20 protein-coding genes and 1 tRNA gene are annotated in these 21,759 nt (G+C 40.3%); 12 read left to right on the forward strand and 9 right to left on the reverse strand.

What is annotated here, in order from left to right; translation table 11 throughout:
• Positions 1 to 85: 85 nt before the first annotated feature.
• Complete coding sequence (locus WC743_RS20720) at positions 86 to 1,087, reverse strand: glycoside hydrolase family 43 protein (RefSeq protein ID WP_373015156.1); 1,002 nt, start codon at positions 1,085 to 1,087, stop codon at positions 86 to 88.
• Between the two features lie 272 nt (positions 1,088 to 1,359).
• On the opposite strand from WC743_RS20720, the gene WC743_RS20725 reads away from it, so the two are divergent.
• Positions 1,360 to 2,094, forward strand: coding sequence for a glycosyltransferase family 2 protein (locus WC743_RS20725; RefSeq protein WP_373015158.1), 735 nt, complete (start codon positions 1,360 to 1,362; stop codon positions 2,092 to 2,094).
• Positions 2,095 to 2,206: 112 nt separating this feature from the next.
• On the opposite strand, the gene WC743_RS20730 is transcribed toward WC743_RS20725, so the two are convergent.
• Positions 2,207 to 2,280 (reverse strand) — tRNA-Pro (locus WC743_RS20730).
• Between the two features lie 485 nt (positions 2,281 to 2,765).
• Here WC743_RS20730 and WC743_RS20735 point away from each other — a divergent pair.
• Positions 2,766 to 3,101: a helix-turn-helix domain-containing protein gene (locus tag WC743_RS20735; protein WP_373015160.1), complete on the forward strand. Its 336-nt coding sequence runs from the start codon at positions 2,766 to 2,768 to the stop codon at positions 3,099 to 3,101.
• A gap of 411 nt (positions 3,102 to 3,512) precedes the next feature.
• Positions 3,513 to 4,157, forward strand: a complete 645-nt coding sequence (locus WC743_RS20740; protein ID WP_373015162.1) for a hypothetical protein — start codon at positions 3,513 to 3,515, stop codon at positions 4,155 to 4,157.
• Positions 4,158 to 4,167: 10 nt separating this feature from the next.
• Here the strand turns inward: WC743_RS20740 and WC743_RS20745 are convergent, their stop codons facing one another.
• On the reverse strand, positions 4,168 to 5,430 hold the full coding sequence (locus tag WC743_RS20745) for an MFS transporter (protein WP_373015164.1): 1,263 nt from the start codon (positions 5,428 to 5,430) through the stop codon (positions 4,168 to 4,170).
• 233 nt (positions 5,431 to 5,663) lie between these two features.
• Positions 5,664 to 6,344: a response regulator transcription factor gene (locus tag WC743_RS20750; RefSeq protein ID WP_373015166.1), complete on the reverse strand. Its 681-nt coding sequence runs from the start codon at positions 6,342 to 6,344 to the stop codon at positions 5,664 to 5,666.
• 136 nt (positions 6,345 to 6,480) lie between these two features.
• Here WC743_RS20750 and WC743_RS20755 point away from each other — a divergent pair, with 136 nt between their 5' ends.
• Genes WC743_RS20755 through WC743_RS20770 form a run of 4 tightly spaced genes read left to right on the forward strand, consistent with a single transcriptional unit; the run spans position 6,481 to position 11,228 of the window.
• Entirely contained in the window at positions 6,481 to 9,816 is a 3,336-nt protein-coding gene (locus WC743_RS20755; protein WP_373015168.1) for a DUF4175 family protein, read from the forward strand.
• 1 nt (position 9,817) lies between these two features.
• Entirely contained in the window at positions 9,818 to 10,240 is a 423-nt protein-coding gene (locus WC743_RS20760; RefSeq protein WP_373015170.1) for an ATP-binding protein, read from the forward strand.
• Positions 10,240 to 10,665 carry an rRNA maturation RNase YbeY gene (ybeY, locus tag WC743_RS20765; protein ID WP_373015172.1) on the forward strand — a complete coding sequence of 142 codons (426 nt, stop codon included), beginning with the start codon at positions 10,240 to 10,242 and terminating at the stop codon, positions 10,663 to 10,665. Before WC743_RS20760 ends, ybeY begins: the two co-directional genes overlap by 1 nt.
• 47 nt (positions 10,666 to 10,712) lie before the next feature.
• Positions 10,713 to 11,228 (forward strand): glutathione peroxidase, encoded by a 516-nt coding sequence (locus WC743_RS20770; RefSeq protein ID WP_373015174.1) that lies wholly within the window; start codon positions 10,713 to 10,715, stop codon positions 11,226 to 11,228.
• Between the two features lie 363 nt (positions 11,229 to 11,591).
• Here WC743_RS20770 and WC743_RS20775 read toward each other — a convergent pair whose 3' ends face one another.
• The 4 genes from WC743_RS20775 to WC743_RS20790 form a co-directional block, all read right to left on the reverse strand.
• Entirely contained in the window at positions 11,592 to 12,380 is a 789-nt protein-coding gene (locus WC743_RS20775; protein WP_373015175.1) for an MlaD family protein, read from the reverse strand.
• Positions 12,377 to 13,162 carry an ABC transporter ATP-binding protein gene (locus tag WC743_RS20780; protein ID WP_373015177.1) on the reverse strand — a complete coding sequence of 262 codons (786 nt, stop codon included), beginning with the start codon at positions 13,160 to 13,162 and terminating at the stop codon, positions 12,377 to 12,379. The genes WC743_RS20775 and WC743_RS20780 overlap by 4 nt, the downstream gene beginning before the upstream one ends.
• A 3-nt stretch (positions 13,163 to 13,165) precedes the next feature.
• The gene (locus WC743_RS20785) at positions 13,166 to 13,942 is read right to left on the reverse strand and encodes an MlaE family ABC transporter permease (RefSeq protein WP_373015178.1); all 777 of its coding nucleotides are present in this window, start codon (positions 13,940 to 13,942) and stop codon (positions 13,166 to 13,168) included.
• A gap of 79 nt (positions 13,943 to 14,021) precedes the next feature.
• Positions 14,022 to 14,735 carry a pirin family protein gene (locus WC743_RS20790; protein WP_373015180.1) on the reverse strand — a complete coding sequence of 238 codons (714 nt, stop codon included), beginning with the start codon at positions 14,733 to 14,735 and terminating at the stop codon, positions 14,022 to 14,024.
• A gap of 84 nt (positions 14,736 to 14,819) precedes the next feature.
• On the opposite strand from WC743_RS20790, the gene WC743_RS20795 reads away from it, so the two are divergent.
• From WC743_RS20795 to WC743_RS20815, 5 genes are all read left to right on the forward strand, one after another.
• Entirely contained in the window at positions 14,820 to 15,473 is a 654-nt protein-coding gene (locus WC743_RS20795) for an oxidoreductase (RefSeq protein ID WP_373015182.1), read from the forward strand.
• Positions 15,473 to 17,338, forward strand: coding sequence for an ABC-F family ATP-binding cassette domain-containing protein (locus WC743_RS20800; protein WP_373015183.1), 1,866 nt, complete (start codon positions 15,473 to 15,475; stop codon positions 17,336 to 17,338). Before WC743_RS20795 ends, WC743_RS20800 begins: the two co-directional genes overlap by 1 nt.
• A gap of 1 nt (position 17,339) precedes the next feature.
• Positions 17,340 to 17,585, forward strand: a complete 246-nt coding sequence (locus WC743_RS20805; protein WP_373015185.1) for a hypothetical protein — start codon at positions 17,340 to 17,342, stop codon at positions 17,583 to 17,585.
• 38 nt (positions 17,586 to 17,623) lie between these two features.
• Entirely contained in the window at positions 17,624 to 19,486 is a 1,863-nt protein-coding gene (gene mnmG, locus WC743_RS20810) for a tRNA uridine-5-carboxymethylaminomethyl(34) synthesis enzyme MnmG (RefSeq protein WP_373015244.1), read from the forward strand.
• Positions 19,487 to 19,601: 115 nt separating this feature from the next.
• The gene (locus tag WC743_RS20815; protein ID WP_373015187.1) at positions 19,602 to 21,248 is read left to right on the forward strand and encodes an Ig-like domain-containing protein; all 1,647 of its coding nucleotides are present in this window, start codon (positions 19,602 to 19,604) and stop codon (positions 21,246 to 21,248) included.
• Here WC743_RS20815 and WC743_RS20820 read toward each other — a convergent pair.
• Positions 21,238 to 21,750 (reverse strand): gamma carbonic anhydrase family protein, encoded by a 513-nt coding sequence (locus WC743_RS20820; protein ID WP_373015189.1) that lies wholly within the window; start codon positions 21,748 to 21,750, stop codon positions 21,238 to 21,240. The genes WC743_RS20815 and WC743_RS20820 overlap by 11 nt on opposite strands.
• Positions 21,751 to 21,759: the final 9 nt, after the last annotated feature.

A 21,759-nucleotide genomic window follows, 5' to 3' on the forward strand; every position in this document is an offset into this window, starting at 1 on the left:
ACCCTACATGGAAAGCCGAATTTTCATAAAGCTCCTTCCCGGCAATTCGGCGCAAGCAACCTGCACCATCTGAAATTGGCTGGAGTTATGGCACGTATTGTTTACCGATAACTAACCGATCTCCGGACAGGTCCGCTTCAAATAAATGAGGAACACGTACATAACGCCCATTAACGTTTTTATGGCTATGAACCGACATCAATAGTTGGCCACTCAGTGAATAGAATAGCATCCCATGCCCAAAATTGGGGGGCGTTATCGGGTCTTTATCCTGTATCCAGGGGCCGTCAAGAGTGCCGCTTTTTGAATAGGCCACACCTTGTGTGTAGATATCATATATCCAGCTTGTCCATACCATGCCTAATCGTCCGTTTTTTGTTCTGAAAAGATAAGGGCCGTCTGTTACTTTATTCGGTTGATCCTTCCCGTCTTTATCTTTTTCCCGGCTCCATGGAGAATCGCTGGCCCGGAATAATACCTTTCCTTTCCCGATCGTGCCGCTTAGGTCCGGCTTTAGTTCGATCTTTTCGATTGTACCATTCCAGTTTTGCAGCCATTCGTAGCAATAGATCATGTAAGGCTTCCCGTTTTTGTCTATCCAAAAAGTTCCGTCTAACGTGGGCATATCAGCAGGTAGATAGACAGGGTCTTTCATCGGTATATAGGGTCCGTCGGGATGATCACTCACAAGTACGTGACAGGCACGGCGTTCAATCACATTACCTCTGACAGTATCGATCTTGACAGCCCGGTTAGTGAAGGTGGCAAAATAATAATATTTGTTTTTATAGTGGTGTATTTCAGCGGCCCATATCATTGGTTTTGGCCCCATCCATGAAGCCGGGTCGGTTTTGGTGACCTGATAAGGTCCATCCCACAATTTCAGATCTTTGCTTTTCCATAACATACCGCCGGTGCCTGTCATGTAATACATGTTTGTGTTACTGTCTGCCAGAATAAAAGGATCGCTTAAAACGATGGAGTCCAGAGGGACACCCGTTTTTATCTTAGGCGGCCCGATGGTTTGAGCTTTCAACAGCAATGGAAACAAAAAGCAAATGATTGTTGTGAGACAAATATTCTTCATCAAATAATTTATTTGGTATACGCAAAAAAGCACCTGGGATATTGCAACACAATATGTAAAAAATTCTCCGGTTCCTGACAGGCAAATTTCTTATATGATTACAGCCACCCTTTGCGCGATTTTTCGGCAACCTTTAATTGCAGTTTTTCGTACACTTTTAATTTCATGGTTATATTCTTGAATTTATAAATTATACCTTTAGCCCGTTTTATTTGCCTAAACATGATCATATCGACCACCAAAGGTTGTAAGGTTTTAACTACAGCCCTACAATGAAAATCAGTTTTGTAATACTTACATGGAACCGTTACAAATTTCTGGAAAAATGCCTTGAAGCCTTAATCGAAAGTATTGAAACGCCAAACGATTGTGAAATTATTATCATGGATAACGGATCAACGGATGGTACCCGGGATGTACTAAATCGTTATCAGAATAATAAACTGGTAAAGGTGATACTCCGTAAAAAGAATTACGGGTTAAACGCATATAAAAAGCTATTTGGCCATGCAAAAGGCGAGTATGTTGTTATTGTGGACGATGATGTATTAACTTTTCCTGAAAAGCTCGACACCCTTTTTATTGATTATATGCAAACCTTCACTCATTATGGGTTTATAGCATTAAATGTTATTCAAAATGAGTTTACGAATGGCGCCAAGCCCGGGCCTGAATGCTATACAGAAGAAATAATTGGTGACAAAGTATTGCAAGAAGGGCCAACCGGTGGCTGGTGTGCCTGCTTCCGCAAAAGAGAGTATAAAAAGCTTTGGTTAAAGTTTATGTTTACTAATTTAAACATGCGGAAATCTGAGGATGGTGTACTTGCGCAGTATTTTCAAAGAAAGCTTGGGCTTAAATCAGGAATAATAAAAAATGCCGTATGCTTTCATGCAACCGGCCCTTATTATGCAAGGCAATATGGGCATATGGATCGTGAAATAGAAAAATATAAACAATCAAAAATGCAGACCCTCGTTTTGCATTATGAAGAATATAAAGACTGATTTTACTTCATAAAAGGATATTTGAGATTCTTACAAGTCTGTGATCTGGTAAACTTAAAAGCCCACAAATAAGATTTTGTGGGCTTTTAAACCTTTATGACGATCTATCAAGTCGGGATGGCGGGATTCGAACCCACGACCTCCAGCACCCCATGCTGGCGCGATACCGGGCTACGCTACATCCCGAAAATACTTCCTATCCTGATAATCTTTGTTCCCTTAATCTACAAGGCGTCATTACGCTACAACGCCAGGTGAAAAACCTGATTAGATTATAATACTATTTAGTAGATGGTAGTACACATTTACGCTGCAAATATAATTAGCCGGAATTAATTGATAAAGTTTTTCGTGTGGATTTTAAATGAGTGAATGAATGGTTTATCCTAACAATAAAGAGAGTTACCTACTGGAAAAGTAGTGGCCTTAAGACGTATACAAATTGGCTCATTGATGTATAATTAACATCAATGTAAAACCTGTTTGGAAGTTTTTTTATAAACAGATAAGAAATAAATAGAATTTAACAGCATCAATATTAACCAAAAATTAATTTTATAATATATCTTACAACTTCCAGGAAAAATGCACTAAATGGACTGGTTTTTGTTTTCAGGTTTGTTCATCTAAAACTTATGAACAAACACTACGGGCAACTTGTTGAATATATTGTGAGAAAGGACGGCTATAGTCTAAGTGATCTCGCAAAAGAATTAAATATTAATAGAAGAACCATTTATAACTGGTTTCAAACCAGCAACTTAAGGAGCGACGTTATCTATCGTATAGGTTATGTTATCAGACATGACTTTTCAAAGGAGTTTCCTGAACTCTTCACTAAAGAAGATTTCAAAGGTCTGTATACGGCAAAAATATCTTCGAAGTTTCCCTCGGCTGTTGACAGTGACGAAGTAAACAGGCAATGGATGGAAAAGTATGTTTCCTTATTAGAGAAATACAACAAAGCATTGGGAGACATGTCGGCTGACGAACAGGTATTGAACTGATGTGGCTGTTTAAGCATTAAACTTCCTCCTGTTTAATAACCTTTTTATATCTATACCTATTTGTAACTTTATTGTACAATTTTTGTAACTTTATTGTACAATAAAGCGTATACGATTCTTGTTATAAATCTAATATTTGTTAACATGATTAGTAGAGCTAAAAAAAGGATGTTAAATATCATCAGATGCAACAAAAATGTACGCATGTTAAAGTATGTTCGTGAGGAGGACGCTAACGCGATGAAAGAGATTATGCTTTGTCTCTGTGCTTAATTTAATGTAGTTTATTTGCTACAACACGTCTTTATGTTCCCCATTTTTAAAAGCTACTAATTTCCCCAAAAAGTATTTTTTAATTCTTTCCTTTTCATAGCTTTATCATCGGCAATACCCTTTGCTTAAACCTATACTATGAAACCCTATTTTACCGTAATTCTTTTTTTAATTAGCAGCGTTGCTTTTGCGCAAAAACAGTCTTTAGGCCTGTTTGATGACCATAAGGATATAGGGAACCCCAAAAATGCAGGCTCGGCTGTTTATGATAAGGCTTCAAAAACATATACCTTAAGTGGTTCGGGGTACAATATCTGGTTTAACCGTGATGAATTTCAATACCTATATAAAAAGATAAAAGGCGACTTTACCGTTACCGCTAACTTTGAATTTATTGGCGCAAAGGGTAATAACCACCGCAAAATTGGCTGGATGATCCGCGAATCAACCGATGAAAAAAGCATCCATACAAGCGCTGTTGAACACGGCGATGGTTTAACGGTAATGCAATGGCGCTCTGAAACCGGCGAAAACATGAAAGACCCCGAAGGAGAAATATTTTTCCCTGAAAAAACCTTTGAAGTGCTTCAATTAAAACGTGTGGGTAAAAAACTAACCATGAGCGTTAGGCATATTGGCGGCCCGTTAAAAGTTGTTGGCGATCATGTAATGAATAACATGCCGGATGAGGCATTGGTTGGTCTGTTCATCTGCTCCCACGACCCTGAACTGATTGAAAAAGCAAAGATCTGGAACGTACAGATAAAAACAGCCGGGAAATAGATAACCTCTTTTATACTACCGCCTGTATCTGCTGCTCTTCAACAGCCATTACATTGTGCGTTTGTTTTAATTTTTCCTTACGGAGATATCGCATATGCAGCAACCCTATCAGTAATGCTATAAACCCTTCGGCCAGGATTGTATCTGGCGAGCCGATCCATTTTGATACCGAACCAACCAGCAAACCACCTATTGGCTGCAGGCCAAAAAACGCCATGGCATAAAAGCTGATCACCCTGCCGCGCATTGCCGGTGCAACCGTGGTTTGTATCAGTGTATTACTGATGGTTATTTGCGACATCATCCCAAAGCCGGCAATAGTGGCAAACACCAGTGCCAGCGGGTACAATTTTTCATGCGAGAACAGAATTAGTCCCGCACCAAACACCAGCGTATTTATACTTAGTATCTTTTTTAAATTGCTCCCGGTTTTTAACGATGCCAGGAAAATAGCGCCGCTAAATGCACCCAGGCCTATCACACTGTCAATAACCCCGAATGTGGTAGCATTGCCCTTAAATACCTCGCGGGCATAGTAAGGTATAAGCGTACTAAATGGCAGCACAAACAAGCTTATCAACCCAAGCATCATAATTACAAACCCGATAGATGGGGTAGCTTTTATATATGCCAAACCTTCTTTCAATTCGCCAAAGGCGTTCTTTTTATGCACTGTTTTTACATATTGGGGCATCCGCATCATTAATAAAGAAGCTAATACGGCAATAAAGCTCGCGGCATTCAGCGCAAAGCAAACACCATCGCCCAGGGTTTCTAAAACAAAGCCGGCAATGGCAGGGCCTATCAACCGCGATAAATTTACCATTGATGAGTTCAGCGCCAGCGCGTTAGGCAAATCTGCCTTATCTTCTATCATCTCATACACTAATGATTGCCTTGCGGGCACATCAAAAGCATTGATAATGCCCAGGAGTACGCTAAGCGTTAGTATCTCCCAAACCGCATAATGTTTTAACAGAATAAGTACCGCCAACAAAACAGCCTGTATCATAGATGCCACCTGTGTGGTTAGCAACACCCGGAAACGGTTGTACCTGTCTGATACTACACCGCCAAACATTGATAATAAAAACGAAGGGAACTGGCTTGCAAACAGGGTGAGCCCCAGCATAAAGGTGGAGTGGGTAAGCGTATAGATCACCCAGCTTACCGCGGTCTTTTGCATCCAGGTGCCAATAAGCGAAATAGATTGCCCGGCAAAATATAACCGGTAGTTGCGGCTTCTGAATGCCTTAAAAGTAGTTATGTTCATTCCCTGAAACTTCAACGACAATTTTAAAGGAATAATTGTTTCTTAAGGGCGATGTAATAATTAAATTACGTAGCAGCAACGTAAGTATTTACCCACTTATGGGTATTGATTGTTTTTAGGTATTAAAATAGCTTTGGAATATATCAAAGCAATAAGTAACCCGAAACTTTTTTGGGGAGATAGCCGGGAAATGATCGGGGGGTTATGATCGGCTATCATCTTTTTGCGGTTATTTATATAAGATCAAAAGCCCTGGCATATTGCGTTAATTCAAAAGTGCTGGCATTTAGTTTTCTTTTAATGTTCTTACGATGTGTTTCGGCTGTTGCAACAGATATAAAAAGGTTGGCTGCTATTTCTGCCGCGCTTTTTCCTGACGCAACCATGGCAAGTACCTGCCTTTCGCGCCCGGTAAGTTTTGAGTAGCTTTTAAAGTTTTTTCGCAAAAAGTTGTTCTCTTCTAACAATCGGGTTGCTTTGGCCGTCATATGATGCATGGCATCAATGGGCACAGCAATGGTTATGGTTAAGCTCGGTTTACCGGCATCATCACGCATAAAAATTTTTGTGCTTGACATATGCCAGCTCCAATCTTCTTTATCCGGAAATTTTACCTGCTGAAAGTAGGTAACTATCTCATCATCATTGTTCCGCTCCAGCAAAGCCAAAATACGGGGTACATAGTCCTGGGCATCATCATGGTTAAAGTATAATTTATAATAATCATCAGATGATAGTGCCGAAACTTCTTCGATGGTAGTTTTTAAGGCCTTTAGCCCTCTCTTTGACATATACACAACAGACCAGTCTTCCAAATCATGAACAATAACAACACAAGGCAAATGGTCAAAGTTTATTACATATTCATCAATTTTTATCTTTATTTCTTTACGGAGCTTAACGGTATAAAACATGATCTAAAATAGCATTTACCATTAAACTTTTAACGTTAATTATTTATCATACAATGTTTTCACTAATCGCATTACCGTACATATCATTTAATCTATTATTTTCGTTTAAATCTGTATGTTAGTAGCTTAATTCTTTATGACATCTACCGAGAATTATGAATTGCTGATCAATAAGATCAACACCTTTATTCGCAAATACCATTATAACAACCTGCTGCGCGGGCTGATATTTTTGGGTGCGGGTATATTTTCGGCATATGTGGTTATTACGCTTAGCGAATACTTTGGCAATTTTAATACGTTGCTGCGTACTTTGCTGTTTTACTTTTTCATTTTACTCAATTTAGGTTTAATTGCCTGGCTTATTGTCCCGCCGTTAATGGCCCGGTTAAAACTGGGTAAAACCCTCACACATGACCAGGCCGCAGAGATAATCGGCCAACATTTTAATGATGTGCATGACAAACTGTTAAACACCCTGCAATTAAAAAAACAGGTGGTTGAAAATGCAGCTCACCGCGAATTGATAGAGGCCAGCATTGATCAAAAAATTGAAGCGTTAAAACCAGTAAGTTTTCCATCGGCCATTAACATTCGCGATAATACTAAATACCTGAAGTGGATCATCCCGCCCGCGGCTATCATTTGTATCATTGCTTTTGCGGCGCCATCTATTTTAACAGAGAGCACCAAAAGGCTCATCAGGCATAATGAATATTTTGCCCCGGCCGCGCCCTTTCAATTTGTGGTGCTGAATAAAAATTTATCGGCAGTGCAGGGAGAAGATCTTAAACTGGAACTTAAACTTACCGGCGATAAGCTGCCCGCGGATATTTATGTGGAAACCGCTACCAATACCTTTAAGTTGGATAAAGAGAATATTAACCGGTTCCATTACCTGTTCAGCAACCTGCAACAAAACACCACGTTCAAATTATCAGGCAATGGCTTTACATCTGTTCCGTATGAGATAAAAGTTCACCTGCGCCCTGTAGTGCTGCACTTTGATGCGGAACTGAATTATCCTGCCTATCTGCATAAAAAAAATGAAGTGGTTGCCAATGCCGGCGATCTGAACCTGCCGGCGGGAACATTGGTAACCTGGAAATTCCATACACAAAATGCTACCGGGCTCGTCTTCACTATTGACAGCACCAGTAAAACAATCCGGCCAATAGGCAATGACCTTTTTGAACACCAGGAACGGATACTTAAAAACACATCTTACAAAATAAACCCGCTAAACAATGCCGTTAACCGCAATGACCCGGCCGGATACCGCATCAATGTAATTGCTGATGAACCTCCATCAATTGAGGTTGACGAAAGGCCCGATTCGGTGAGCATGAAAGCCTTTTACTTTAACGGTAAGATACAGGACGATCATGGTTTTTCAGCGTTAACATTCCATTACAGATCTGGCGATAAGGGGCAGGAACATTCCGTTGTAAAATCAGTTAAGGCCGACTTGTCGGCAACTCAAAGTGGCTTCTTTTATTTTTGGAACCTGAAAGAACTGGGCATAAAAGCCGGAGAAAACATTACTTATTATTTTGAGGTGGCGGATAACGATGTTGTTAATGGCCCCAAAACGGCCCGCTCGCCAGAGCGCTCACTAAATATTCCTGATGCAGCCGCGTTAGCCGAACAATTAAATGCCGGCACACAGGCCGTGAAACAAAAAATGCAATCGGCTGTAAAACTTGCCGGGCAGATCGAAAAAGACGCAAAAAAGCTCAATCAGTCGTTTTTAGACAAAAACAACCTTTCCTTTGACGAGAAAAAACAGGTAGAGGCATTGCTTCAAAAGCGTAAGGATTTAGATGAATTAGTTAGGGACATACAAAAAGAGAATAAAAAGAACCAATATAACCGCCAGGAAAACCAGCAGCAAAAAGATGAGCTGACCGAAAAACAGCAGCAAATGGATGAGCTGTTTAAAAACATGCTGGACGATAAGACCAGGGAAATGCTTGAAAAGCTGCAGCAGTTAATGCAGCAGGACCAAAAAGATGCTACCCGCGATGAGCTTTCTAAAATGCAAAACGATAATAAATCGTTAAAGAAAGAACTGGACCGGATGCTGGAACTTTATAAAAAGCTCGATTTTGAACAAAAGCTCAATCAAAGTGTTAATCAGCTTAATCAACTGGCGGATGAGCAACAAAAATTATCAGATAAAACAGAAAAAGCGGGCAACAACACCGAGGACCTTCAGCAGCAACAGAAACTAAATAACCAGTTCCAGGATATTAAGAAATCGCTTGACGATTTGCAGAAAACCAACGAGCAAAACGGTAAGAGCCAACAATTTGAAAACCCTGAAAAAGAAAAACAGGCCATTGATGAGCAAATGAAGCAAAGCAGTAACAGTTTGCAAAAAAACAACAGGCAGCAAGCATCGCAATCACAGGAGCAGGCGGCAAAACAAATGAAGCAGCTGGCCAACAAATTGGAGCAAAATGAAGAAGAGGGCGAAAGCAGCCAGAACAATGTTGATGCAAAGCAGTTACGCGAGTTGTTAAAATCGTTGGTGAACAGTTCCTTTACCCAGGAAAAGATCATGCAATCGTTAAGGAGCACCTATACAAGCGACCCTGCATATATCACCCTGGCGCAAAACCAAAAGGATGTAAAAGATAACTTGAAAACAGCCGAGGATACCTTGTATGCACTAAGCAAACGCATCCCGCAGATACAGTCAACAGTAAATAAAGAGATCACAAGCATAAATGATCATATTGACCAGGCACTTAATAATTTAGACGAACGCAATACCGGTTTAGCTACCCGCAACCAGCAATTTGCCATGACATCCATGAACAACCTTGCCCTTATGCTAAGCGAGGCGCTTGACCAGCTGCAAAAAAGCATGAACAAAAGCGGGAAAGGCAAGGGCAAACAAAGTAAGCCGTCGTTATCGCAATTAAGTAAAATGCAGCAGCAGCTAAATCAAAACATGCAGCAGGCCCGCGAACAGATGAAGCAGCAGGGAAACCAGCCGGGCCAGCAAGGCAAAGGCGGCCAGCAGGGGCAACAAGGCATGAGCGAGCAACTGGCAAAAATGGCCCGCCAGCAACAGCTAATAAGGCAAACGCTGCAGCAAATTAACAAGGATAATAACAAAGACGGCACCAACGGTTTGGGTAACCTTGATAAAATTTCAAAAGAAATGGAACAAACTGAGAACGATCTCGTAAACAGAAGAATTACGGATGAGGCGTTAAAGAGACAGCAGCAAATTCAGACGCGGTTACTGGAAGCAGAGAAAGCCGAACAACAACGCGAGCAAGACCAGAAAAGGGAAAGCCGCGCCGCGAATGATATGCCACCGGGATATATTAAGGCCTTGCAGGACTACAACCAAATAAAGACAAAGCAAACGGAACAGATAAGGACCGTCCCTTCGGCACTTAATTTGTACTACAGGCAAAAAATTAAAATCTATTTTGATCAACTTAATGCTAAATAACATGGAACCGGCTAACGTGCAAACAGGCGAACTATATACCCTACAGCTTCCATCAAAATACGAAAGCATAACCCTGCTGGAGAATTTGATTGAAGCAATTGCGGATAAATACCAGGTTAGCGAAGACACCTTTGCTAATATGATGACCTGCTTAAACGAAGCTTTTATTAATGCCATTGTACATGGCAATAAACTTGATGCTAACAAACTGGTTATTGTTAATGCCGATGTTGAACACAAACGAATTGTTTGGACTATTACCGATGAGGGCCCTGGTTTTAACTACAATGACCTGCCAGACCCAACCGCACCAGACCGTTTAGAAGAACTGACCGGCCGTGGGGTGTTCATCCTGAAGCACTTAGCAGACCAATGCATATTTAATGCCTCGGGTAACGAGGTTGAACTACATTTTAAGATATAATGCCTGCCATACAATTTTTTGAAGAAGACATTAGCTATAAATTAAAGAAAAAAACGGCTGTTCGTAAGTGGATCACAGAAGCCATTATTGCCGAAGGTTTTAAACTGGATGAACTCACCTATGTTTTTTGCTCAGATCAATACCTGTTGCAAATAAACCAGCAGTATTTAAATCATGATACCTATACAGATATTATCACCTTTGATAATTCTGAAGTGGAGGGCGTTATTACCGGTGATATTTTCATCTCTGTTGAGCGCATAAAAGAAAATGCAGCACAGTTTGCCGTTACCGAAACGCAGGAACTGCATAGGGTAATGATACATGGCGCCCTGCACTTGTTGGGTTATAAGGACAAAACTGTAGCGGATAAGAAAAAAATGACTTTAAAAGAAGATCATTATTTGGTGGAAAGAGGTTTTTAATAACTAATTTTACACTAATAAATTATTCATCTCCAACTTTTAAAACAATGAAAGCACTTACATTATTTTTAACGCTGATGTTTGTTACATCTGCTGCTCCTACTTTATATAAGTTTAAGCTTACAACCATTGATGGTAAAGCTTTTTCGTTAAAACAGTACAAGGGCAAAAAAGTACTTATTGTAAATACGGCATCTAAATGTGGCTATACCAAGCAATATGCCGACTTGCAAAAACTGGCCGATCAATACAAAGACAAACTGGTTGTTGTTGGCTTCCCGGCAAATAATTTTGCATCACAAGAACCCGGTACCAATGCAGATATTAAAACCTTTTGTGAAAAGAATTTTGGCGTAACCTTCCCGCTAAGTACTAAAGTAAGTGTTAAAGGCGACGATATAGATCCGTTATTCGCTTTCCTTACCGCAGAACCAAATCCTGACTTTACAGGAGAGATCAAATGGAACTTCGAGAAATTTTTGATAGACGAGAACGGCAAACTGATACACCGTTACCGCTCGGCTGTTACGCCGTTATCTGACGAGATAACCAAAGCATTATAATAAAAAAGGGGGCCTATTTGGCCCCTTTTTTATTTCTTATCAATCTTACTTTGTGGTTAACTTTTACCGTAAAGGACACTGTGTCAAAAAACATTCTATCTTTAGCCAGTGCGCTGGAGGCAAGCAACTGTTTGTGAGGACACAACCAGCGGGGTAGGTAGTTTATATCACCCACTAACTCCGCATTTCGTTCGTTGTACTCACAGCCCAACTCCCTATTTCGGTGTCCTCACCGAAATCTTTAGGCAGGTGCGCCGAATGCAACTGTTTGTAACTAAGCCAAATAAAACGCTACCCTCTTTTTGTAAATCATCCTTATGAGACAGCCTCTTTTATTGCTTATCAGGCTTGATTTACATTGTGTTAATTATCATCCTTAGCCTTTTCTTTAGCAGCCTTCTCTTTAGCTTTAACAGCGTCTTCCTTTACCTTTTTAATTGAATCTTGTTTAGCCTTTGCAGCCTTTTTCTTTTTATTAAAAAAGCCCTTTAGTAAAAAGTTACTTTGCGCGGCTTTCAAATCTTCGTTTAGTGTAGCTGTTGTACTATGCACCCCCTTCATGGTGGTTCGGGCTTGCCTAACAGTACCTTCCAGGTCGCGGGCTATTTTATCATCATTTAACAATCTGCTGATGCTTCCTTTGCCATTATTTACTTTGGCTACTATTTCGGCCAGGTTGGTCGTTAGCGTTTCGGCATTGTCAGCTATTCTGGTTAGTTTGGTTATTATCCTGTCTACATCAACCGGGTTAATGGCTATTAACTGCTCACCGGCCTCTATTTCCTGGGTGCTTTTTATACCACCCGGGGCAATCACTATCAGCTTATCCCCCATTAAACCATCGCTGCCAATACTTAGCTTCGAATCCTTTTTAATGAATTTTTTAACGGAGTTGTTCAGGCTCAGATCAACCCGTACAGAACTGTCTGTCACAATGTTAATAGCGTCAACCACACCAACGTTTATCCCCGCGAAGCGGACATTGTTACCTACGGTTAATCCGTTTACATTTTTAAATGTGCCATAAACCCTAAAGTTTGAGCTAAACATACTTTTTTGATTGCCTATAAAGAACACTGCCAGTAACAGGATTACAAACCCTATAAAAGTAAACAGGCCTATTTTTATTTTTTGTGATGATGTGGTTCTCATGCTTTTGCGTTAAAAAATGATTTGACTAATTCGTCTTTTGAGTTTTTAAGCTCATCAAAGGAGCCTTCGGCTATATATTTCCCATCACCCATGATCAAAATACGATCCGCGGTAATTCTCGCGCATTCCATATCATGTGTAATAATTATAGATGTTGTTTTATATTTCTTTTGCACCTGCAATATCAACTCACTTATCTCACGTGAGGTGATGGGGTCAAGCCCGGTAGTGGGTTCATCGTAGAGCATTATTTCAGGCCGTACAATCATTGTTCTCGCCAGTCCGGCACGTTTCCTCATCCCGCCCGAAAGGTCTGACGGCATCTTGTCTATGGCGTCCAGCAGGCCCACAGCATCCAATACTTCTTCTATCCGCTGGTCAATCTCACCCTGGTCTTTCATTTTCAGTACCCGCGTGAGCGGGAATTCCAGATTTTCCCGCACGGTCATTGAATCATATAAAGCCCCGCCCTGAAACAGGAAGCCAACTTTTGTTCGCAATGCTTTTAACTCATCGCTGCCCATTTCGGCAACCTCATCACCAAACACCTTTATTGTTCCGCCATCTTGGGTTAGCAGGCCAACTATGCATTGGATAGTAACCGATTTTCCCTCGCCTGATTTACCCAGTATCACCACATTTTCGCCCCGGTTTATTTTTAGGGTGATATCTTTTAGTACCTTTTTTGAGCCAAATGATTTACTAAGATGCTTTATATCAACCACCACTTCGTGCTTTGAAGGCTGCGCTTCTTTTTTATATTTTACCGTCGTCTCTTCCATAATTTACCTATAATATAATAAGCTGGTGATCTGTACGGCAATAGCGTCAATAACAAAGATCCATAAGGATGCGGTTACTACGGCCGAGTTTGCGGCTAAACCCACACTCTCCGTGCCTTTATCTGAGTGGAAGCCCTTATAGCAACCCACAAAGCCAATGGCAAAACCAAAGAAAAAAGTTTTGACAAACGCGGGTAAAAAATCAATAAATTCAAGGGAGGCAATACACTTATTAAAGTACAGATGAAAGCTGATATCGTCTGTAAAGTTTAGCGCTAAAAAACCGCCGAAAAGACCTATCACATCGCCCATTAAAGCAAGAAGAGGTACCATGAGGGTTACTGCCAGTATGCGGGTAACCACTAAATATTGGGTTGGGTTGGCGCCGGATACTTCCATGGCATCTATCTGCTCGGTAACTTTCATGCTGCCCAGCTCGGCGCCAATACTTGACGCTATTTTACCGGCGCAGATAATAGCGGTAATAACCGGCCCTATTTCGCGGATAAAAGAAACAGCGAGCGTTTTTGGCAGCATGGATTCTGCACCCATTTCAACCATTGACGGCCTTAGCTGTAATATGAGCACCATGCCCATAATAAATGAAGTAAGGCCAACCAACAAGAAAGACCTGTAACCTATCTCATAACACTGCCGCACAAATTCCGACCACTCAAATCCGCCCTTAAAAATATTTTTGAAGAACTGCGAAAAGAAAACGCCCTGTTCTCCAATGTCTTCCAGCCACCTTTTATATCCGGGAATTGCTTGTTCTGCCATAATCTTCTAATTACTTGCCAGTTATAAACAATCTATTAGCCAATTGTTTTAAAACCCAACATATAATTTCGAAGCTGAATTAAGACATCGGCACTTCAATGATCAATAAGCGGGTTTCTGAATTGGTTTCAATTGTAAATGAACCTGTATCATATACACCAATAGCATCCCTTTTGTTTAACTGGTTACCGGCAATGCTAACACCGCCTTCTAATACAAACACGTATGCTCCGTTGCCGGGGGTTTTTATAGAATAATTCACCAGTTGACCAGCATCAAAATTGCCCATTGAAAAAGTGGCGTCCTGGTTAAGCCATAAGGTATCTGCAGCGCTTTTATCGGGCGATATTAACGTAGTAAGCTGATTGTGAACCAATGCTTCAACAAAGCTTTTCTGATCATAACGGGGCTTAATGTTCCGCTCTTTAGGGAAGATCCATATTTGAAGCGATTCTGTTGCCTCTTTTGATGATGGGTTATATTCTGAATGGGTAATACCAGTACCGGCAGACATTACCTGCACATCTCCGGCGTTGATAACGCCAACGTTGCCCATGCTGTCCTTGTGCTCTAATGCGCCCTTTAAAACAATGGTGGTAATCTCCATATTATCATGCGGATGCGCGCCAAAACCTCTCCCTGCTGCAATAATATCGTCATTTAATACGCGCAACACACCAAAACTCTCCTTATCGGGGTTATAATATGGGCCAAAACTAAATGAGAAATGGGCCTTTAACCAGCCTATATCGTTAAATCCTCGTTCATTAGCGGGATAAATAACCTGTTTCATAATAATCTATATTTATATGTTTAAACACACAATATTTATTCCACAATTTATTTATGCGTATTTTTGCAAAAATAACTGACCATAATGGCATATAAAGCAATTATAGCGGGCGCAAGCGGCCTTATTGGCAGTAATTTGTTAAACATATTACTGCAAGAGCAGCAATATGACGAAGTTTTAATTTTAGTCCGGAAAGAACTACCTATCCAGCATAAAAAACTGGTTCAACTGGTAATTGATTTTGATGATCTGGATAAACATGCCAGCGCCTTAACCGGCCATGCATTGTTTTGCTGCCTTGGTACAACCCGGCATAAAACTCCCGATAAGGAACAATACTGGAAAATAGACCATGACTACCCACTACACCTTGCACAATTAGCAAAGCAAAATGGCGTTAGTCAGTTTCATTTGGTATCCTCTATTGGGGCGAATGCAAAATCGTCAACCTTTTATATTAAGCTAAAGGGAGCGGTGGAACAAGATATTCAGAAGCTGAACTTAGATGTTCTGCATATCTATCAGCCATCCATGTTGATTGGCGACCGTAAAGATTCCCGCTTAGAAGAGAAAATAGTTAGCGGGATATTTAAAGTTATCGATCCGTTATTAATTGGCGGGTTAAAAAAATACAGAAGCATTAAGGCAAGCACTGTTGCAAATGCCATGTACAAAAAATCATTAGAGACCGATACCGGTACATTTATACATACATCAGATAAAATACAAACTATTTAGTGAGCACATATATTTCGGCCGAGAGTTTAGGCCACTCCTTTCATGACAACTGGTTATTTAAAAACCTAACTATTGGTATAAACCGCGGCCGCAGGGTTGCGCTTGTAGGCATCAATGGTGCAGGTAAGTCTACCCTGTTAAAAATTCTATCTGGTTCTTTAAAACCTACCGAAGGCAAGGTTGCGCAAAGTAAAGATCTAAACATCGGCTACCTGGAACAAGACCCGCATTTTAAAAACGCGGTAAGTATCAGCGATTATATCTTTCATGCTGATAATATCCAGCAGCAGCTGATCCGCCGTTACGAAGAGTTGTTAGAGAACGACCCGGAGAACATGAAGGAGATGGATAAAGTGATGGAGGAGATGAGTGAGATAGATGCCTGGGAATATGAGTACAAGATCAAGACTATTTTAGGCAGACTTGATATACATCACCTTAACCAGCATATTAAGACTTTATCGGGCGGGCAAAAGAAACGTTTGGCCTTAGCTAAACTTTTAATTGAAGACCCTGAGATCTATATTTTAGATGAGCCTACCAATCACCTTGATATTGATACTATTGAGTGGCTGGAAAAATTGCTTACCGAAGGATCAAAAACTATTTTGATGGTTACCCACGACAGGTATTTCCTGGATAATGTTTGTAACGAGATATTAGAGATAGACCGGGGTAAGATCATCCCCTATTTTGGTAATTACGGTTATTATTTAGAAAAAAAGGCCGAAAGGGAAGCATCTGATGAAGCGACCTTTCAAAAGAACTCCAATTTGTTACGTAAAGAATTGGAATGGATGCGCAGGCAGCCAAAGGCACGTGGTACAAAATCAAAATCAAGGATAGACGCTTTTTATGATCTGGAATCTAAAACAAAAAACAACGGACCTAAACAAAACGTTGAGTTAAGTGTAAAAACATCCCGGCAGGGTAATAAGATAATGGAGATGCATGAAGTAAGCAAGGGCTTTAACAACCACACTTACATCAACAAATTCAGCTATATATTTAAAAAAGGAGACCGCATAGGCTTAGCCGGTAAAAACGGCAGCGGTAAATCTACTTTGCTAAACCTGATCACCGGCGGATTAACGCCCGATAGTGGCGAGATCATTAAAGGTGAAACTACGGTTATTGGTTATTTTAACCAGTCTGGCTTAACCTTTAAGGAAGATGAGCGTGTAATTGACATTGTTAAAAACGTAGCGGAGTTTATTACAATGGCCGATGGCAAGCTAATATCCGCTTCGGCTTTGTTAACTTTATTCCTGTTCCCTCCTGCTAAGCAGTATGGAATGGTATCAAAATTAAGCGGTGGCGAGAAGAAACGTCTGCACCTGATGAGCATCCTTATCAAGAACCCTAACTTTTTGATACTTGATGAGCCGACCAATGACCTGGATATTGATACTTTAAACGTTTTAGAAGAGTTTTTAGGCAATTTCCCGGGTATTTTAATAATGGTATCTCACGATAGGTATTTATTAGATAAAATGACCGACCAGCTGTTCATTATGGAGCCGGAAGGACAAGTTAAGATCTATAATGGGAATTATTCTTCATACCGCCTTGAGTTGGAAGAAAGCAAGCAACAGAATAAAAAGCCTGCGGCTGCTGCTCCTATTCAATCAGAGCAACCAAAGAAGGCAAAATTAAGCTTCAAAGAAGAAAAGGAATATGAAGGCTTGGAAAAAGAGATAGCTGACATTGAAAATACGCTTAAAGCAACCACAGAAGAACTTAATACAACCAATATAGACCCTAAGAAACTAAGTCAGCTTACTGATAAAATAGTTTATTTAAACAAACAACTGGATGCAAAAACAGCCCGTTGGATAGAATTAGGCGAATTGAAAGAGGCATAAGATGAAACTATCGGATATTATAGCATCAACAGGAGTAATCATATTACTTGTTGCCTTTTTGCTCAATTTATATAAAAAATTGCCTGCTCAAAGCCGCTGGTATAGCGGAATGAACTTTGTGGGCGCAGGATTATGTGGCTTTTCATCATACATGATCAGCTTTTATCCTTTTGTTATTTTGGAAGGTATTTGGGCGGCGTTCGCCCTTGCATCATTTATAAAGGTTCCACGTGGAACATCTGAATAAATATTTAAACAATGTTCCACGTGGAACATGGAGGTTATATGTTTAAGAAATATAATGTAATTGTAGTTGGTGCCGGGCATGCGGGCTGTGAAGCTGCTGCTGCTGCTGCCAACCTTGGATCATCGGTTTTATTAATAACCATGAACATGGGCACTATTGCCCAAATGAGCTGTAACCCTGCTATGGGTGGTGTAGCCAAAGGACAAATTGTGCGTGAGATTGATGCGTTGGGTGGCTATTCTGGTATTATAACAGATAAAACATCTCTCCAATTCAGGATGCTCAATAAATCAAAAGGGCCTGCAATGTGGAGCCCGCGCGCGCAAAGTGACCGTGCCCGCTTTGCTGAGGAATGGCGAATTGCTTTAGAGAAAACGCCAAATGTTGACTTTTGGCAAGACACTGTTACGTCTCTATTAGTTAAGGGCAATACAATTGCCGGTGTTAAAACATCAATAGGAATAGAGATAGAAGCGGATTCTGTTGTGCTAACTAACGGAACTTTCCTGAATGGGGTTATCCATATTGGAGAGAAAAGATTTGGCGGTGGCCGTACAGGTGAAAAAGCCGCTACAGGATTAACCGAACAACTGGTAACATTGGGCTTTGATTCCGGCAGGATGAAGACAGGCACCCCTCCCCGTGTTGATGGCCGCAGCTTGAACTATTCTTTAATGGAAGAGCAATGGGGTGATGAAGAAAGAGGCCGTTTTTCTTATACAGATGTAGAGATGTCAAATGATCAGCGCTGCTGCTGGATCACCTATACCAATACCAAAGTACACGAAACTTTAAAGGAAGGCTTCGAAAGATCCCCAATGTTTACCGGCCGCATCAAAGGTTTAGGCCCGAGATATTGCCCATCAATAGAGGATAAAATCAATCGTTTTGCTGAACGTGACCGCCACCAAATATTTGTGGAACCAGAAGGATGGAACACTGTTGAGATCTATGTAAATGGTTTCTCCACTTCGTTACCAGAGGACGTACAGTATAAAGCGCTGACACAAATCCCGGGATTTGAAACTGCTAAAATGTTCAGACCGGGTTATGCCATAGAGTATGATTACTTCCCGCCTACCCAATTAGGCTTGACTTTAGAAACCAAATTGATTAGCAACTTATACTTTGCCGGCCAAATAAACGGCACTACCGGTTATGAGGAAGCGGCATCGCAAGGCTTTATTGCAGGCATAAACGCGCATCAAAAAATCAACGATAAACATGAACTGATACTGAAAAGATCGGAATCATATATTGGTGTTTTAATTGATGACCTGGTAACTAAAGGAACTGAAGAACCTTACCGAATGTTCACTTCAAGGGCAGAGCACCGTTTACTGCTGCGCCAGGATAACGCGGATATAAGGTTAAGCCCTATGGGCCATGACCTTGGTTTAATAAGCGATGAGCGTTTAGATAAGGTAAAACTAAAGGTTAAAAACTCTGATGATATTGTAGCTTTTACACGAACCAAAAGCATTGATCCATCTGTAGTAAATGCTTTGCTGGAAGAAAGCGGAACAAGTACAATTAACCAAAGTGCTAAATTGTTCAATTTATTAAGTCGCCCGCAGATAGGGTTTAATGAGTTAAAATCAATAGATAGTTCATTACAAGATAAGTTATCAGGATACGATAAAGAAACTGTTGAGCAGGCTGAAATAAAAATCAAATACGAGAGTTACTTTATAAAAGAAATGGAGATTGTTGATCGCATGAAAAAAATGGAGGATAAAGAAATCAATCCCGAATTTGATTATAGTCAGCTGGTGTCACTTTCAAAAGAAGCACGTGAAAAATTAAAAAGGATAAAACCGAGAACATTAGGCCAGGCATCACGAATTTCTGGTGTGTCACCGTCAGATGTTTCCGTTTTAATGGTTCATGTATCAAGATAGCTTGTAATTTACTGTAAATCAGATAATTATAAAAAGTCGTTTATAAGGCATTTTTTCAGATTTTTAATATCCCAGTTCATAAAAATATAAAAATCGTTTATAGGGCAAAAAAACCATGTTAAATCCAAAGTCTGCTTTTTTTTACAAAATTTCATCTCTTTTTTTCGTGGTTTTAGTGCTTTGCGGTTGCGCAGCCATGCAAAGGCCCACCGGAGGGCCCCGTGACCTCACTCCCCCCAAATTATTGAAGGCCACTCCCGAAAACATGACCCGTAATTTTGCAGAAAAAAGTATCCGGTTAGATTTTGATGAATATTACAAATTACAAAATCAATACCAGGAGATAAGCATAAGCCCGGCAATGGAAAAACTACCCGAGTACAAGATCAGCAAGAAAAGCCTGATCATTGACTTTAAGGATACGCTTCTAAAAAACACAACCTATGTGATCAACTTTGGAAAAGCGATAGCCGACGTCAATGAAAGCAACGTGATGAAAAACTTCACCTACGTTTTCTCGACCGGTAGTCACATAGATTCATTAAGCATTTCCGGATCGGTGATTAACAGCACCACTCAGGAAAAAGAAAAAGATGCCACGGTTATGCTTTTTCCCATTAAACAGGATTCGCTCCTGTTTGGAAAAAAGAAACCTACTATTTATGCCACAACAGATTCCTCCGGAAATTTTTCATTAAACAACCTGCGGGAAGATACCTATCGCATTTATGCTTTAAAGGAAGCGAGCCCCGATAAAATTTATAATAACGACGAAGAATTGATCGGTTTCCTTAAAACCCCCATTAAGGTAGATAAGGATACATCGAACGTACAATTAAAATTGTTTAAACAAGTCCCGGATAAATTCAGATTAGTTTCACAAAAAAGATTTGACCCTGATGGCAAAATAACATTCATATTTAATAAGCGCCTGGTTAAACCATCTATAAAAATTTTATACCCTCCGGCATTAGATAATCAAAAGATTGTAGAGATAAGCAAGACAAAGGATACCGCCCAGCTATTTTTACGCAATATGGATTTTGACTCTTTACGTGTAGCAATGTTTGATGATAATAAACCATTAGATACTGTAAACGTATTAAAGGGCCGTAAAGAAAGCTTTACACGTGCTATCAGTTTCAAGTATAATCTTAACCGCGATAACAAATTGAGGCCCGGCAGCGACCTTGCCATTACGGCCAACTTCCCTATTGAAAACTTTAGTCCCTCGCTCATAACTTTAAAAGAAGATTCTGTTGAATTAACCAATTTGGTTTTAGAAAAAGACACTGCTAACGCCAAAACGGTTTATTTAAGAAACCGGTACCGGGCTAACAGCAAGTATGAACTGATATTAAACGAGGGTGCATTTACAGATATTTACGGCGATAAAAACAAACGGACAGGTATTAAATTCCAGGGGGATAAGCCGGAAAATTACAGCCTGCTAACCATGAAGATTAAAGTACCTGATGATACAAAAAGCTATGTGGTTGAAATATTAAACGAGCAGAAAACCGTACTTCGCAGTGATGTAGTAACAAAGAACACCTCACTGGTATACCGGAACTACTTAACCGGCAAATACACCTTCAGGGTGATATATGACGATAACCGTAATGGTTTATGGGATAGCGGTAAGGTTAAATTAAAAACCTACCCCGAAAACATATGGCTGAGTGATAAAGAGATAAATTTAAGGCCAAACTGGGATGCGGAAGAAACGCTGGATATCCCTAAAGAAACCATTAATCCTTAAACCAGCCGGAATACATAATATAGTTTTGTGGCAATTTATTTAATAAAGCCTTTTGCTCATCAGTTAAAGGCTTTATTTTTTTAGCAGGCGTACCGGCGTATAAGTAACCAGATTCGCAGATAGTCCGCTCCAATACAATAGATCCGGCCCCTATTATCACATATTCTTCTACCACGGCATCATCCATTACAATGGCACCCATGCCTATCAAAACGTTATCATGCAGCGTACAGCCGTGCACAATGGCATTATGGCCAATGGATACATTATTGCCAATATTGGTTGGCGCCTTTAAATAAGTAGCATGGATAACCGCACCATCCTGTATGTTGGTATTATTTCCTATTTTAATATAGTGTACATCCCCCCTTATCACCGCATTGAACCATACCGAACAATTATCGCCCATTACAACATCGCCAACAATAGTGGCGTTCTCGGCGATAAAACAATCGTTTCCCCATATGGGTGATTTATCTTTTACAGGCAGTATTACAGACATAATTTAATT

Source organism: Mucilaginibacter sp. (genome assembly GCF_041660805.1).
Classification (GTDB): Bacteria; Bacteroidota; Bacteroidia; order Sphingobacteriales; family Sphingobacteriaceae; genus Mucilaginibacter.

Excerpts from the sequence above, each read along its gene's own strand:
- WC743_RS20720 (WP_373015156.1), bottom strand. The coding sequence starts at position 1,087 with ATGAAGAATATTTGTCTCACAACAATCATTTGCTTTTTGTTTCCATTG.
- WC743_RS20725 (WP_373015158.1), top strand. The coding sequence starts at position 1,360 with ATGAAAATCAGTTTTGTAATACTTACATGGAACCGTTACAAATTTCTG.
- WC743_RS20740 (WP_373015162.1), top strand. The coding sequence starts at position 3,513 with ATGAAACCCTATTTTACCGTAATTCTTTTTTTAATTAGCAGCGTTGCT.
- WC743_RS20745 (WP_373015164.1), bottom strand. The coding sequence starts at position 5,430 with ATGAACATAACTACTTTTAAGGCATTCAGAAGCCGCAACTACCGGTTA.
- WC743_RS20750 (WP_373015166.1), bottom strand. The coding sequence starts at position 6,344 with ATGTTTTATACCGTTAAGCTCCGTAAAGAAATAAAGATAAAAATTGAT.
- WC743_RS20755 (WP_373015168.1), top strand. The coding sequence starts at position 6,481 with ATGACATCTACCGAGAATTATGAATTGCTGATCAATAAGATCAACACC.
- WC743_RS20760 (WP_373015170.1), top strand. The coding sequence starts at position 9,818 with ATGGAACCGGCTAACGTGCAAACAGGCGAACTATATACCCTACAGCTT.
- ybeY (WP_373015172.1), top strand. The coding sequence starts at position 10,240 with ATGCCTGCCATACAATTTTTTGAAGAAGACATTAGCTATAAATTAAAG.
- WC743_RS20770 (WP_373015174.1), top strand. The coding sequence starts at position 10,713 with ATGAAAGCACTTACATTATTTTTAACGCTGATGTTTGTTACATCTGCT.
- WC743_RS20775 (WP_373015175.1), bottom strand. The coding sequence starts at position 12,380 with ATGAGAACCACATCATCACAAAAAATAAAAATAGGCCTGTTTACTTTT.
- WC743_RS20780 (WP_373015177.1), bottom strand. The coding sequence starts at position 13,162 with ATGGAAGAGACGACGGTAAAATATAAAAAAGAAGCGCAGCCTTCAAAG.
- WC743_RS20785 (WP_373015178.1), bottom strand. The coding sequence starts at position 13,942 with ATGGCAGAACAAGCAATTCCCGGATATAAAAGGTGGCTGGAAGACATT.
- WC743_RS20790 (WP_373015180.1), bottom strand. The coding sequence starts at position 14,735 with ATGAAACAGGTTATTTATCCCGCTAATGAACGAGGATTTAACGATATA.
- WC743_RS20795 (WP_373015182.1), top strand. The coding sequence starts at position 14,820 with ATGGCATATAAAGCAATTATAGCGGGCGCAAGCGGCCTTATTGGCAGT.
- WC743_RS20805 (WP_373015185.1), top strand. The coding sequence starts at position 17,340 with ATGAAACTATCGGATATTATAGCATCAACAGGAGTAATCATATTACTT.
- mnmG (WP_373015244.1), top strand. The coding sequence starts at position 17,624 with ATGTTTAAGAAATATAATGTAATTGTAGTTGGTGCCGGGCATGCGGGC.
- WC743_RS20815 (WP_373015187.1), top strand. The coding sequence starts at position 19,602 with ATGTTAAATCCAAAGTCTGCTTTTTTTTACAAAATTTCATCTCTTTTT.
- WC743_RS20820 (WP_373015189.1), bottom strand. The coding sequence starts at position 21,750 with ATGTCTGTAATACTGCCTGTAAAAGATAAATCACCCATATGGGGAAAC.